The following is a 13,462-nucleotide window of genomic DNA, read 5'->3' as shown; positions in this document are numbered from 1 at the left end:
CGTCATTGTGTTACGTATAGCGCGTTAAATACTCTGAAAAACAGGCGGAGGATTTTACGGAGTGCGGTGAAGGATGGCAATGCGTGGCTATGCAAAATCGGGCAGGAATTATGCAAACAGACAACAGGGCGGCGGGCGCCGCCCTGCGGTATTTTATTTGAACAGATCGGCTGTCACGGTCAGGTTGCCACCGCTCTGGTTCTGCCACTGACGCGTCACATGGTAGAATTTAGCCCCTTTCTCGGCAGCGCGTTTCGCGGTTTCCTGTGAAACCTCGGTTGGCGTACCAAAATGTCCGCTAAAGGTTACGGTATCAAACGGCTGCATCTGTGCTGCCGTGACCGCATTCACTTCCTGGATCTCTTTGCCGTCCGGCAAGGTCACCGTATAGCGTTTACCGGTTGAGCTCTGCGTTTCAAAGAAGCGGCCTACCGTGTTGCTAGGGGTTTCTGAAGAGGCGACGCCGGGGATTTCCACTTTCTTAGCGGCTGCACCGCCTGCCGCCAGCGCTGCTTTGCCCGCCTGAGAGTCTGCCGGGATGGTGTCCGGACTCTGCACCACGCGCTGTTTCGCATCGGCCTTATAGATGTACGCGGTAATGAACTGGTTGCCGCCGGTATTGGCATCAACCTGACGCACGATAAAGAAGGAGGCTGCGCCTTTTTCTTTTGCGGCTTTGGAGATCGCGTCATTCACATCAGGCTGGCTCGGGAAGAAGCCGTTGACGGTCACGGTATCGAAGGGTTCCAGGCGATAAGCCTCTGCCTTGGGCAGCTCTTTCAGGCCATTGAACATCCGGTATTCAGTTTCCTGACTGGCTTTAGGCGCGTTGGCCTTGTACAGGTCTGCGGTCACGCGCCAGTTGCCGCTGTTACCGTTGCTGTCGTTAATGCCTTGAATGTAATAAGAATCTGCATTCAGTTCATCAGCACGTTTTGAAACGGCATCGGCCGCATCGCCAATTGCATTGAAACGACCGGTGATATTAATACGTTCGAATGGCTTCAACGCGGCCGCTTGTTCTGGCGTCAGCTCTTTAGCCGCAAATGCATTTGCCGCCAGCAGAGATAACAGGGTAGATGCCAGAATAGTGTTCTTCAGCTTCATAAAAATGATCCTTCGCCTTACGCAAAATGAGTACGAAAACGTGCTGGACTCTTGATGTATAACAGATTAGCCGCTGATTATTACATGTTATAAACACGCTGTCGCAGCCATTTTTTGCGATATATCTCTTGTTGTGAGCCAGATTATTCAATCCTGACCGCGCGCCGCGCGATTTTGCCTTACGCTTAAGACAATAAGATGAAATGCGCTGTGATAACAGTACGAAAATAGTTAATGCATTGTTAATTTTAGCTTTTTTTAAAAGGAATATCAGGGTGAAGCGCGCAACAGTCAGCAGATTGTTTGCTGCTAATGTCCCTATACAGTGAGGTTATGCGGAATTGTGTCACTCCGGCTGGATATTACGGCGAATGTGACATAACTGCGCCTGTGCAGTAGATCGTCCGTAACAATTTCAGTAGCTTTAGAAACGATTAGGTTATTGCTTTTTATCACATTGCCTGATGGTTGGTATCGGCACGGCAATGTGTACCGCAAGGATCATCCTCCTTTAATCGATGAAAGGGAAAACTATGTTAATTGGAATACCCAAAGAGCGATTGGCTAACGAGTCACGTGTGGCTGCAACGCCCAAGACCGTTGAACAGCTAATCAAGCTGGGTTTCAGCGTGGCTGTAGAGCATGATGCAGGTAAGCGCGCCAGCTTTGATGATGACAGCTATCTTGCCGCGGGTGCCTCGCTGACTGACCGCCAGCAGGTCTGGCAGGCCGATATCGTGCTGAAGGTGAACGCACCCGATGATGACGAGACAGGTCTGACCCGCGAGGGCAGCACGCTGGTGAGCTTTATCTGGCCCGCTCAGCATCCCGAACTGCTTGCAAAGCTCGCCGCGCGACATGTCACGGTGATGGCCATGGACGCCGTTCCCCGTATTTCCCGCGCCCAGTCGCTCGACGCGCTCAGTTCCATGGCGAACATTGCCGGTTATCGTGCGATCGTCGAGGCCGCACATGAGTTTGGCCGCTTCTTTACCGGGCAGATCACCGCGGCGGGTAAAGTGCCACCGGCAAAAGTCATGGTCATTGGTGCCGGCGTGGCTGGCCTGGCGGCGATTGGTGCAGCCGGCAGCCTTGGCGCCATTGTGCGCGCTTTTGATACGCGTCCTGAGGTCAAAGAGCAGGTCCAGAGTATGGGCGCGGAATTCCTTGAACTCGATTTTGCAGAGGACGCGGGCAGCGGCGATGGGTACGCCAAAGTGATGTCCGATGCCTTTATTCAAGCTGAAATGGCGCTGTTTGCTCAGCAGGCACAAGAGGTCGATATCATCGTCACCACGGCGCTGATTCCGGGAAAACCCGCGCCAACGCTCATCACCGAAGAGATGGTGGCCAGCATGAAGCCGGGCAGCGTTATTGTGGACCTCGCGGCGCAAACCGGCGGCAACTGTGCGCTGACGGTTGCCGATCAGGTTACCGTCACCGCCAACGGCGTGAAAATCATTGGCTACACCGATTTACCGAGCCGTTTACCCACCCAGTCTTCACAACTTTACGGCACTAACCTCGTTAATCTGATGAAGTTGCTGTGCAAAGAGAAAAACGGTGAAATTGCTATCGATTTCGCCGATGTTGTCATCCGTGGCGTTACCGTCGTGCGCGATGGCGAGGTGACCTGGCCTGCGCCACCGATTCAGGTCTCGGCTGCACCTAAAGCCACAACCACGTCTGCACCGGTGCAGAAAAAGAGTGAGGTTGCGACGGGATCGCCACGACGCAGCTATCTGCTGCTGGCGCTGGCCATCGTGCTTTTTGCCTGCCTGGCGAACGTCGCACCCCGTGAATTCCTGTCACATTTCACCGTCTTCGCGCTCGCCTGCGTAGTGGGTTACTACGTGGTGTGGAACGTGAGCCATGCGTTGCATACACCGCTGATGTCTGTCACCAATGCCATTTCCGGCATTATCGTGGTAGGCGCTGTGCTGCAAATGGGACATGGCGGTTGGGTCAGCTTCCTGTCTTTTATTGCCGTATTGATCGCCAGCATCAATATTTTCGGTGGCTTCACCGTCACGCAGCGCATGCTGAAAATGTTTCGTAAGGGGTAACACATGTCTGGCGGATTAGTGACAGCAGCATACATTGTTGCCGCAATACTTTTTATTATGAGCCTTGCCGGGCTTTCTAAACATGAAAGCTCAAGACAAGGGAATCTCTTTGGCATCAGCGGCATGGCAATTGCGCTCATCGCCTCCATTTTTGGTCCCGATAGCAGCAATGTCGTCTGGATTTTGCTGGCGATGGTGATCGGCGGGGCCATCGGCATCCGGTTAGCCAGACGGGTTGAAATGACAGAAATGCCCGAGCTGGTTGCCATTCTGCACAGCTTTGTCGGGCTGGCTGCAGTATTGGTGGGGATCAACAGCTATATCGATCATGCCCCCGGACTGCCCGCAGTCATGGAAAATATCCATCTCAGCGAAGTGTTTATCGGTATCTTTATTGGTGCGGTCACCTTTACAGGATCGCTGGTTGCGTTTGGTAAGCTGTGCGGAAAACTGTCGTCCAGACCGCTGATGTTGCCTCACCGGCACAAGCTGAATCTGCTGGCGCTGATCGTGTCATTCCTGCTGTTGCTGTGGTTCGTCAACACAGACAGTAGCGGCGCGCAGGGATTTGCCCTGTTTGTCATGATGGTCATTGCACTGGCTTTCGGCTGGCATCTGGTTGCCTCCATCGGCGGGGCAGACATGCCTGTCGTCGTTTCTATGCTGAACTCCTATTCAGGCTGGGCGGCGGCGGCGGCAGGCTTCATGCTCAGCAACGATCTGCTTATCGTAACCGGCGCGCTGGTGGGGTCATCTGGTGCCATCCTCTCCTACATTATGTGTAAGGCGATGAACCGTTCGTTTATCAGCGTCATTGCCGGCGGCTTTGGCAGCGACAGCAGCGCGGTAACGGACAGCGAAGAGGCTGGCGAATACCGCGAGATCAGTGCGGAAGACACCGCAGAAATGCTGAAGTCATCCACGAGCGTCATTATCACTCCCGGCTACGGAATGGCGGTGGCACAGGCACAGTATCCGGTGGCCGAGATCACCGAAAAACTGCGCGCCCGTGGCATAAAGGTACGCTTCGGTATTCATCCGGTCGCTGGGCGTTTACCCGGCCATATGAACGTCCTGCTGGCTGAGGCAAAAGTGCCTTATGACGTGGTACTGGAGATGGACGAAATTAACGATGACTTCAGCGACACGGATACGGTGCTGGTGATCGGTGCCAACGATACGGTCAATCCCGCCGCTCAGGACGATCCCGGCAGCCCAATTGCCGGTATGCCGGTGCTGGAAGTGTGGAAGGCGCAAAACGTGATTGTGTTTAAGCGGTCAATGAATACCGGCTATGCCGGTGTGCAAAACCCGCTGTTCTTCAAAGAAAACACCCAAATGCTGTTTGGTGATGCCAAAGCCAGCGTGGAAAATATTCTTAAAGCGCTGTAATAAACAAGGGCGACACATTGTGTCGCCCTTTTTGCGAACCTCGCCTGATTAGTCGTGCTCGTCATCCTCTTCAAGCGTAATCGGCGAAACAAAGTCATCCGGTTTTATCGCCAGTAGATCGCAGCGCAGGTGATCGATCACCTGTTCCGCCGTGTTGCCCAGGAAAGCGGCCGACAGTCCGGTTCGGCCAATAGTCCCTAATACCACAATCCCCGCGCCCAGATGCCCTGAAAGTTCGGGTATGACTTCTTCCGGTAAACCTTTCTCGACATGGGTGAACTCTTCACTGATAGAGAACTTCTGCCGTAGCGCTTTCATCGCCACCAGGTGCTGGCCACGAATCGCGTCGTTGTACACACTGGGATCAAAGTCGGGCAGTTCAATGGCAATATTGATCGGTGTGATGGGATAGGCGCCCACCAGATGAACTTCGGTATGGTTTACGCTTTCTGCCAGTTTAACGGTTTCACGAATAAGTTTCTGATTCAGGGCATCGTGGTGAGGTTCTTCGCTGGCGAGGTTAACCGCCACCAGGGCTTTGCCACCTTCGGGCCAGGGCTGATCTTTGACCATCCATACCGGACAAGGACATTTACGCAACAGATGCCAGTCCGTCGGCGTAAAGATCACCGCTTCCAGCCGATCGTGCTGGTGCGCCATCTTAAGCACCAAATCATGCTGATGAGCCAGCACTTCCTGAATGATGGCTTCGTAAGGACGGTTATGCCAGATCACTTTGATATCGATATCCACGCCTGCATCCAGATAGGCCTGGGCCTGTTCGCGTATCCACTCTGAGCGCTGAGAGATCACGCCCTGACGCATTGAGGTGCGCTCATCCGGTGAGAGCAGGGTGGTCATCTCATATGAGAAGTCGTAGATAGGCAGAAAAGCTTTGATTTTGCCGCCGATAAGCTGGTTGAGATATACCGCACGTCGCAGCGCGGGCTGGTCATCCTGTTGAGGATCGATGGCGACCAGAATATTTTGATACTGGGACATAGGCTACTCTCCTTAAACCAAAGCGACTGGATTAAAGATAGCCTATGTTCAACGCAGTAAGAAAGTGAAAAAGATGTAGCCGGATCAATAAAATAACATTTATTAACCCGGCTTAACCATCAGGCTGCCTGATGGCTCTGGCCCGCCAGACCTTCCAGCATGGCGTGGTTCTCAATAGTGATGTATTTCCCTTTCACCGCCAGCATGCCTGATTTCTGAAAACGCCCCAGCAAACGGCTAATGGTTTCAACGGTTAATCCCAGATAGTTGCCGATGTCGCCACGCGTCATGGTCAAACGGAACTCACGCTGTGAGAACCCCCGCTGACCGTAACGGCGGGATAAGTTCCAGATAAAGGCCGCCAGCCGCTCTTCAGCGTTCTTCTTGGACAGCAACAGGATCATGTCCTGATCGCCTTTGATTTCGCCGCTCATCAGACGCATCATCTGCTGACGCAGGGCCGGCATTTTGCCCGATAAATCATCCAGCGTATCAAAGGGGATTTCACAGACCATCGCCGTTTCCAGCGCCTGGGCAAAGCTTGGATGGCTGGCATTCATGATGGCGTCAAAACCGACCAGATCACCCGCCAGATGGAACCCGGTAATTTGTTCATCGCCCTGTTCAGTGATGGTATAGCTTTTGATCGTGCCGGAACGGATAGCATAAAGGGAGCGGAGGTCGTCACCGGCTTTAAACAGCGTATGACCTTTCTGAATGGGTTTCTTTCGCTCAATAATGTTATCTAGCTGATCAAGCTCATGTTCGTTCAGTGTGAAAGGGATGCATAACTGGCTAATGCTGCAATCCTGGCAGTGAATCGCACAACCGCCTGACTGTATACGTTTTTCAGGGAACATAGTGGTTTGCTCGACGATAATTGACTGCGGTCAATTTTACCATTTTTCGCTCGCAAAGGAACTCATCCGAGCAGTTTTTAGGCATACAAAAAGTGTGGTCTGTTACACTTCGCTGAAGGCTGTTATTACTGGCTTTCTTGATGTCAAAGTGTAACGGCCGTCAATATATGTTTACGGTTTTATGATTTCAGACAGGATCTTTCTTTATCTTAAGACCGGGAATAAGGGTTAAAAACGGGGTTAGCGCAGACTTTCCCGATTTTGCTACTATTCGGGTTAAGCACTATTTTGCGTCATATCATTTTACAGGGGCGAGCGATGAACCTTGACGATGACAATCTGTTCCGTGACGCGATGAATGACGTTACGCCACTCAGAGATGCGGACAACACGCGGTGGAATCCTCTCTCCGCCAGTAAAAAAGCACGTCAACTGCCGCCAGAACAGGAAGATGAAAACATCTTAACGCGCGGTTATCTGGATATTATCCCGCTGGATCAGCCTCTGGAATACAAAGCAGAGGGCATTCAGCAGGGCGTGTTAGATAAGCTACGCAAGGGACAGTATACGCTGGACGCCAGCCTTAACTTACTGCGTCAGCCTGTAGAGGTCTGTCGCCAGAACCTGTTTAATTTCATTCGTGAGGTGCGGCAAGCCGGGTTTCGCAACCTGCTTATCATTCACGGTAAAGGGCGCGACAGTGAATCCCACGCCAACATCGTACGAAGTTATCTGGATCGTTGGCTACGGGAGCTGGATGAGGTGCAGACCTTCTGTGTGGCGCAAAAGCAGCACGGCGGGGCGGGCGCGCTTTACGTCGGATTACGTAAGACCGAGAAAGCGCGTCAGGACAACTGGGAGCGACATGCAAAACGCAGTCGCTAACTGTGAAATTTACGAATAGTACTCATCAGAACCTCAGCGCTCAGGCTTAAGGTATCGCCGGTCCGGGTGATAATACCGACCGGCTCGCCAGGGCCTGGAGAGGTAATGGGCAGCGAGAAGACGGCGTTGTGACTGAGATCTTCTTTAATGGCGCCTGAAGGCACAAACCAGATGTAGTCATAGCGTAGCGCCAGTTGGCGGGCCAGCGATGTGGAAGAGGTTTCAACGCAATGTGGCGGTAAACAGCAGCCCTGTTCGTCAAGCATCTGCTGGGCCAGGCGGCGCGGAGCCGTTCCTTCGGGGGAAATCACTACCGGCCACTGCATGGCGCGGGATAAGGTGACGTTGTCACTTAACAGGGGATGTTCCGGCCTGACAACCAGTTTTAATGATTCGAGGAACAGCAGTTCATAGGTTAAGCCGGTCATCATCTCTTTATCAGCCATACGACCAATGCCGATATCAAATTCGCCCGCGCGCAGTCCGGCCAGCAAGACATTGTTGTGCAACGTGGCAACCTGAATGGTGGTGTTAGGACGCAGTTGATGAAAGCGATCGAGAATCTGTGGCAACATGCCCATCGCGGCAGTCGTAAGCGCGCCAAGCCGAATCACGGCAGGACGCTCGTTGATCTGTTCGTTAAAACTCTGACCGGCATGGTTTAGTGCATCCAGCACCTTTACCGCATGCGTCAGAAACTGCTCTCCCATGGTGGTGAGCTGTGCGCCCAGTCGGCCGCGTTCGAACAGCCTGACGCCCGTCAGTTCCTCAAGTTCGTTAAGGGTTTTAGAGAGTGCAGGCTGGCTAAGACTTAACGTCTCGGCTGCACGCCCCAGCGTTCCCTGCTGCGCAACGGCAACAAAGGCATGTAAATGACGCAAGCGGATGCGCTGATTGAAAAGGATATTTTTTTCCATTTCCCAAACTTAATGACATTGCCAGGTAACTGGCAACTATTTAAGCTGGATTTTGTTAACTTTGCTGCAAATTTTTATTAACAATGTGTACTTTTTATCGGGTTTTCATTTAAGTTACTGATAAACAAAGCTTGAGGCGCTATCGTGGGATAACGCAGCCGCCAGTCGTGACTGAAAAATCATTAACTTAACTAACCATTTTTTGAATGATTATTATTCTCGTGTAAAATTCACGCGTTTTATCGTTAACGATCGGCTATCATAAGCGCCGTTTTTTTTACCAAAACTGATAGTTATTTCGTTAAGGAGAGTACGTCCGTGAGCAGCGTTGAGTCGGTAGACGTTCGCCGGTTAATCAATCAGGGTGCCCTGAGCGGTGGCCAAATTCGATTGATTGTACTCTGTTTTATCGTCGTGGCGCTTGATGGGATGGATATCGCCATCATGGGGTTTATCGCGCCCTCGCTGAAAGCGTCCTGGAACGTCACGAACCATCAGTTAGGCGTCGTCATCAGTGCGGCGCTTATTGGCCTGGCGCTGGGCGCCATGATCGCCGGTCCACTGGCCGACCGCTTTGGTCGTCGCTTAATGATTATATTCAGCGTGCTGTTTTTTGGCTTATGGACGCTGGTCACCGCGTTTTCGCACAGCATTGAGCAGATGATCCTGTTCCGCTTTTTGACCGGGCTCGGATTGGGCGCAGCCATGCCGAACGTCAGCACCCTGGTCGCAGAATATGCCCCCGAGCGCCGTCGCTCATTCATCATCACCGTGGTTTTCTGCGGCTTTACCTTTGGCGCAGCCAGCGGAGGCTTTGCGGCATCCTGGCTGTTACCGCGTTACGAATGGCATTCTGTTCTGTTGCTGGGCGGTATTTTACCGCTGCTGGTGCTCCCGGTGCTGATACGGCAACTGCCAGAATCAGTGCGTTTCTTAATTAGCCGTGGTGCGCCGGCAGAACGCATCCGAACCATTCTGGAGCGTATGATTCCGGGCAGTACGAACCCGCACAGTCAGTTTCAATCCTCCGAAGCGGACGCCACTCAGCCAGACAAAAACGCAATCGCCACGGTTATCTCTCCCCGCTACCGTACCGGCAGCCTGATGCTGTGGGGCGGCTATTTTATGGGGCTCTTTCTGGTTTATCTGATAGGTAGCTGGCTGCCTTCGCTGGTGAGTAAACAGGGGATGACCGTGACCCAGGCCGCCATTATCACCGCCATGTATCAGGCGGGCGGCACCCTGGGCTCGTTATTTGCCGGCTGGTTGATGGACAGATTTAATGCCAACCTGGCGTTGGCCGTCATCTACTTTTGTGGCGGGATTGCCATTGTGGCGTTGGGTTTCTCACCGGCGCAGGTCACCGTCATGAGCAGCATAGCCTTCTGTAGCGGCTTTTGCTTTAACGGTGCTAATACCGGCATGAATGCCTTATCAGCCAGCTATTATCCTACCCATGCCCGCGCGACCGGCTCCAGTTGGATGCATGGCGTGGGCCGAATCGGTGCCATCCTCAGCGCGTTTGTGGGAGCAGAAATGCTGTCGCTCGGCTGGTCTTTTAACCTGATCTTTTTGCTTCTGGCGATCCCGGCCGTCCTCACGACAGCGATGCTGGTGATTAAAAACCGTTATGGTTTTAAGCCGATCACAAATTCATGATTTTTTCCGCTGACGGCAACGCGTTGGATTACAGTAGCTGCAACGCTCATGCTTTCAGGTGGTGATTATGGATAACGTTATCAGTGCGGATGCCATCCGTACGGGCTTTTCAAAGGCAATGTCGGACATGTATCAGCAGGAAGTGCCGCTGTACGGCACGTTGATGCAGTTGGTCAAAGACGTTAATCAGGCCTCGCTGGCGGCGGACAGCGCCCTGCAGCAGCGCCTGGCGCAAGCCGATGAGCTGAGCCGTTTAAGCCTGGAACGCCACGGTGCAATCCGCGTTGGCAGCGCCGAAGAACTGGCCATGCTGCGTCAGATGTTCGCCGTTATGGGCATGTTCCCGGTCGGCTATTATGACCTTTCTCAGGCGGGCGTACCGGTACACTCAACCGCGTTTCGCCCTGTTGACGACGACGCGTTGCGTCGTAATCCGTTCCGTATTTTTACCTCATTACTGCGGCTTGAATTGATTGAAGACCCGGCGCTGCGCGATGAAGCTGCCGCAATCCTGGCCTCGCGGGACATTTTCACCGCAGGCTGTCGCGCATTAATTCAACAGCATCAACAGCAGGGCGGTCTGACTGAGACGCAGGCGCAGCGCTTTATTACCGAGGCGTTAGAAACCTTTCGCTGGCACTCGCATAGCCTCGTCGAAAGCCACACCTATCAGGCCCTTAATCAACAACACCGGCTGATTGCGGACGTCGTGTGTTTTCCTGCCTGTCATATCAACCACCTGACACCGAGAACCCTGGACATTGATCGCGTTCAGGCGTTAATGCCCGAACGTGGTATCGATCCCAAAAACGTTATTGAAGGCCCGCCTCGGCGCAAGGTGCCGATTTTATTACGCCAGACCAGTTTTAAAGCGCTGGAGGAACCTGTCGTTTTCAAAGATGGCTACCAGGGCACCCATACGGCAAGATTTGGTGAGATAGAACAGCGCGGCGCGGCCTTAACCCCAGAGGGGCGCGCGCTTTACGATCGGCTGCTGACTGAGGCCGGAAGCGGCGCTGACAATCAACAGCATCAGCAACGGTTGTCTGCTGTATTTCAGGCTTTTCCGGATAACGAAACCGATCTACGCCGGGAGGCTCTGGCCTGGTTTCATTATCGCCTGAGTGATAAAGGCCGGGCTGAACAGCCTCAGCCCGGTGAACCGCTGGACGCCCTGATCGAACAGGGCCGCATTCTGGCCGATCCCATTATTTATGAGGATTTTCTACCGGTCAGTGCGGCGGGGATTTTTCAGTCCAACCTCGGGGATCACACCCAGGCGCGCTCGTCAGGCCAGGCAAGCCGCAGCAGCTTTGAAGCCGCACTGGGCTGCGCAGTACTGGACGAAATGGCGCTGTATGCCCAGCGTCAGGAAGCCTCATTACAACGTTGCGGCCTGGCATGCTAACCCACCGGGGCGCGATTGCCCCGGATTGCGCGACTATTGCAGCCGTGAATCGCGTATCAGCGTGAATCTTCCCGCGCCCAGCAGCATGATCACCAGCGCGCCCAGCAGAAACAGCGCTTCGGTCTCCAGCGACCAGGCGCCCACGCCGGTGCGATGCCATAGTACCCCAGTTTTGACCAGCAGCGTTGCCACCACCATATTCACCGCCACAATGAACGCCGCAGGCCGCGTCATCAGCCCCACAATCAGCATCAGCGGGGCGATAATTTCCCCGATCCAGGCACCCCAGGCAAGAAATCCTGGCAGGCCGTGCTGGTGCAGCAGTTGGGAAATCCAGCCCACCCCGTGCACCAGCTTGAACTCACCGTGAAACAGCAGCAGTCCACCCAGTGTCAGACGCAATAACAGCTTGCCCAGGTCAGGATGATCGGTCATTCGAACAAAAAGCTGATTGATGCCACTGAACATTTTCTATTCCTCTCACGCGTTAAACGACATGCAGTACTAAAAACAGGTTCGCCGGGAGCGGTCAATCCCGGCGGACGTGCGCCGCACATTTTCGGTATTTTTACCCGCTGTGTTTCTGGACAAAGACAGATGGCCTGAAATAATGACCGCCTACGCAGACAAGGAATAATGCATGAAAAATGAGCACGGCCTGAAGATCGCTATCGCGGACGGTGAGCTGCAAGGCGGCATCGATGACGGGATCTTTGTGTTTAAAGGTATTCCTTATGCTGCGCCGCCGGTGGGGGACCAGCGCTGGCGCGCGCCCCAGCCCGTCATCCCCTGGCAGGGCGTGCGAAGCGCACTGCATTTTTCTGCCGCGAGCTGGCAGAACCGCGAATACTGCCTTGCGATTGGCGGCGGCGATCCCGGCGATTTCAGCGAGGACTGTCTTTATCTCAATGTCTGGACGCCTGAACTGCAGCCCGATAAGCCTCTGCCGGTGATGGTATGGCTGCACGGGGGCGGATTTACCCTCGGTTCCGGCGGGCTGGCTCCCTACAACGGCAAACCGCTGGCCTCACGCGGCGCGGTTATCGTCACGATTAACTATCGGCTGGGCCATCTGGGCTTTTTTGCGCATCCGGCCATGGAAAAAGAGCAGTCGGCGACCGGGACGCTTCACAATTTTGCCTTGCTGGATCAGATCGCGGCCTTACGCTGGGTTCAGCGCCATATTCACGCCTTCGGCGGCGATGCCCGTAACGTTACGCTGTTTGGCGAGTCATCTGGCGCACGTAGCCTGTTATCGCTGTGCTGTTCGCCCCTGTCAGCCGGTTTGTTCCACAAGGGAATTGTGCAGAGTGCCTATAGTCTGCCAGACGTGACGCGGACCACGGCGCTTGAGAAAGGCGTGCAGGTGGCCAGCCGTTTAGGTTTGCCCGCTGATGCCAGCATGGAACAGCTGCGCGCGCTGCCTGCTGAGGCCTTTTGGTCACTGGACAGCAGCTACGGGCTCGGTCCTGTTGCCATCGCGGGCGATGCGGTCCTTCCCGCGCCGGTACTGGAGACGTTTATGGCCGGACGTCAGCATCGTCTGCCGCTGATGGCCGGAAGCAACAGCGACGAAGCCAGCGTACTGGCGTATTTCAGTGTCGATGCCGCCACGGTGGTAGACCGGCTTCGTCGTCAAAACCGGTTCAGCTATCAGCTGTTGAAATGGATTTATCCGCTTGAGACGGATGCGTTGCTCGGACGTGCCGTGGCACGGGATATGACGTTTAGCCTGCTTCCCTGGCTGGTGATGCGGGCGCAGCAAAAAGTCGCTATGCCGGGCTGGCGCTACTGGTTTGATTACGTATCTGAACATTCGCGGGACCTTTTTCCGCACGGCACCTGGCACGGTAACGAAATCCCCTACGTCATGAATACTCTGCATAACCTGCCCGCTGTCAGCGACGATCGCCGCTTTACGGACGCCGATCACGCGTTTGCGCAGCAGGTCAGTGACTACTGGTTTCTCTTTGCCCGCGACGTGAACACCAGCACGACGCAACTGGACGGGATCTTGCCCTGGCCTGCCTGGCAGGCGAAGAATGACGTGACAATGTCACTCGGGTGCGAGGGGAAAGCGGGGCTCAGACTCATGCCGCGCTTTATGCGTCGGCGGCTGGCGCTGTTTCGCCTGATGATGTCGCGTATGGTTCGCTTGTAGTGCTC

11 protein-coding genes are annotated in these 13,462 nt (G+C 54.2%); 6 read left to right on the top strand and 5 right to left on the bottom strand.

Going from position 1 to position 13,462, the window contains the following annotated elements; genetic code table 11:
* Positions 1–153 precede the first annotated feature (153 nt).
* Positions 154–1,107, bottom strand: coding sequence for a DUF1471 family protein YdgH (gene ydgH, locus EL29_RS07640; RefSeq protein WP_013025873.1), 954 nt, complete (start codon positions 1,105–1,107; stop codon positions 154–156).
* 533 nt (positions 1,108–1,640) lie between these two features.
* Between ydgH and pntA the strand changes: the two genes are divergently transcribed.
* Entirely contained in the window at positions 1,641–3,173 is a 1,533-nt protein-coding gene (gene pntA / locus EL29_RS07635) for a Re/Si-specific NAD(P)(+) transhydrogenase subunit alpha (protein WP_028715180.1), read from the top strand.
* 3 nt (positions 3,174–3,176) lie between these two features.
* Positions 3,177–4,565 carry a Re/Si-specific NAD(P)(+) transhydrogenase subunit beta gene (gene pntB / locus EL29_RS07630; RefSeq protein ID WP_019105164.1) on the top strand — a complete coding sequence of 463 codons (1,389 nt, stop codon included), beginning with the start codon at positions 3,177–3,179 and terminating at the stop codon, positions 4,563–4,565.
* A gap of 48 nt (positions 4,566–4,613) precedes the next feature.
* On the opposite strand, the gene uspE is transcribed toward pntB, so the two are convergent.
* Both uspE and fnr read right to left on the bottom strand, forming a co-directional pair.
* Positions 4,614–5,567 carry a universal stress protein UspE gene (gene uspE / locus EL29_RS07625; RefSeq protein ID WP_013025870.1) on the bottom strand — a complete coding sequence of 318 codons (954 nt, stop codon included), beginning with the start codon at positions 5,565–5,567 and terminating at the stop codon, positions 4,614–4,616.
* 119 nt (positions 5,568–5,686) lie between these two features.
* The gene (fnr, locus tag EL29_RS07620; RefSeq protein WP_013025869.1) at positions 5,687–6,427 is read right to left on the bottom strand and encodes a fumarate/nitrate reduction transcriptional regulator Fnr; all 741 of its coding nucleotides are present in this window, start codon (positions 6,425–6,427) and stop codon (positions 5,687–5,689) included.
* A 318-nt stretch (positions 6,428–6,745) separates the two neighbouring features.
* On the opposite strand from fnr, the gene smrA reads away from it, so the two are divergent.
* Entirely contained in the window at positions 6,746–7,312 is a 567-nt protein-coding gene (smrA, locus tag EL29_RS07615; protein ID WP_014593778.1) for a DNA endonuclease SmrA, read from the top strand.
* Here the strand turns inward: smrA and EL29_RS07610 are convergent.
* Positions 7,309–8,229 (bottom strand): LysR substrate-binding domain-containing protein, encoded by a 921-nt coding sequence (locus EL29_RS07610; RefSeq protein WP_013025867.1) that lies wholly within the window; start codon positions 8,227–8,229, stop codon positions 7,309–7,311. The genes smrA and EL29_RS07610 overlap by 4 nt on opposite strands.
* Before the next feature lie 318 nt (positions 8,230–8,547).
* Between EL29_RS07610 and EL29_RS07605 the strand changes: the two genes are divergently transcribed.
* Positions 8,548–9,888 (top strand): MFS transporter, encoded by a 1,341-nt coding sequence (locus EL29_RS07605; protein WP_013025866.1) that lies wholly within the window; start codon positions 8,548–8,550, stop codon positions 9,886–9,888.
* 67 nt (positions 9,889–9,955) lie between these two features.
* Entirely contained in the window at positions 9,956–11,296 is a 1,341-nt protein-coding gene (hglS, locus tag EL29_RS07600; RefSeq protein WP_028715179.1) for a 2-oxoadipate dioxygenase/decarboxylase HglS, read from the top strand.
* A 33-nt stretch (positions 11,297–11,329) separates the two neighbouring features.
* Here hglS and EL29_RS07595 read toward each other — a convergent pair whose 3' ends face one another.
* Positions 11,330–11,764, bottom strand: a complete 435-nt coding sequence (locus EL29_RS07595; protein ID WP_028715178.1) for a DoxX family protein — start codon at positions 11,762–11,764, stop codon at positions 11,330–11,332.
* A 172-nt stretch (positions 11,765–11,936) separates the two neighbouring features.
* Here EL29_RS07595 and EL29_RS07590 point away from each other — a divergent pair, with 172 nt between their 5' ends.
* On the top strand, positions 11,937–13,457 hold the full coding sequence (locus EL29_RS07590; protein WP_019105167.1) for a carboxylesterase/lipase family protein: 1,521 nt from the start codon (positions 11,937–11,939) through the stop codon (positions 13,455–13,457).
* Positions 13,458–13,462: the final 5 nt, after the last annotated feature.

The sequence above is a fragment of the Pantoea ananatis LMG 2665 genome, from assembly GCF_000710035.2.
Taxonomy (GTDB): domain Bacteria; phylum Pseudomonadota; class Gammaproteobacteria; order Enterobacterales; family Enterobacteriaceae; genus Pantoea; species Pantoea ananatis.
The sequence above is the reverse complement of the archived record's forward strand: the minus strand, read 5'-3'. Positions and strand labels throughout refer to the sequence as shown.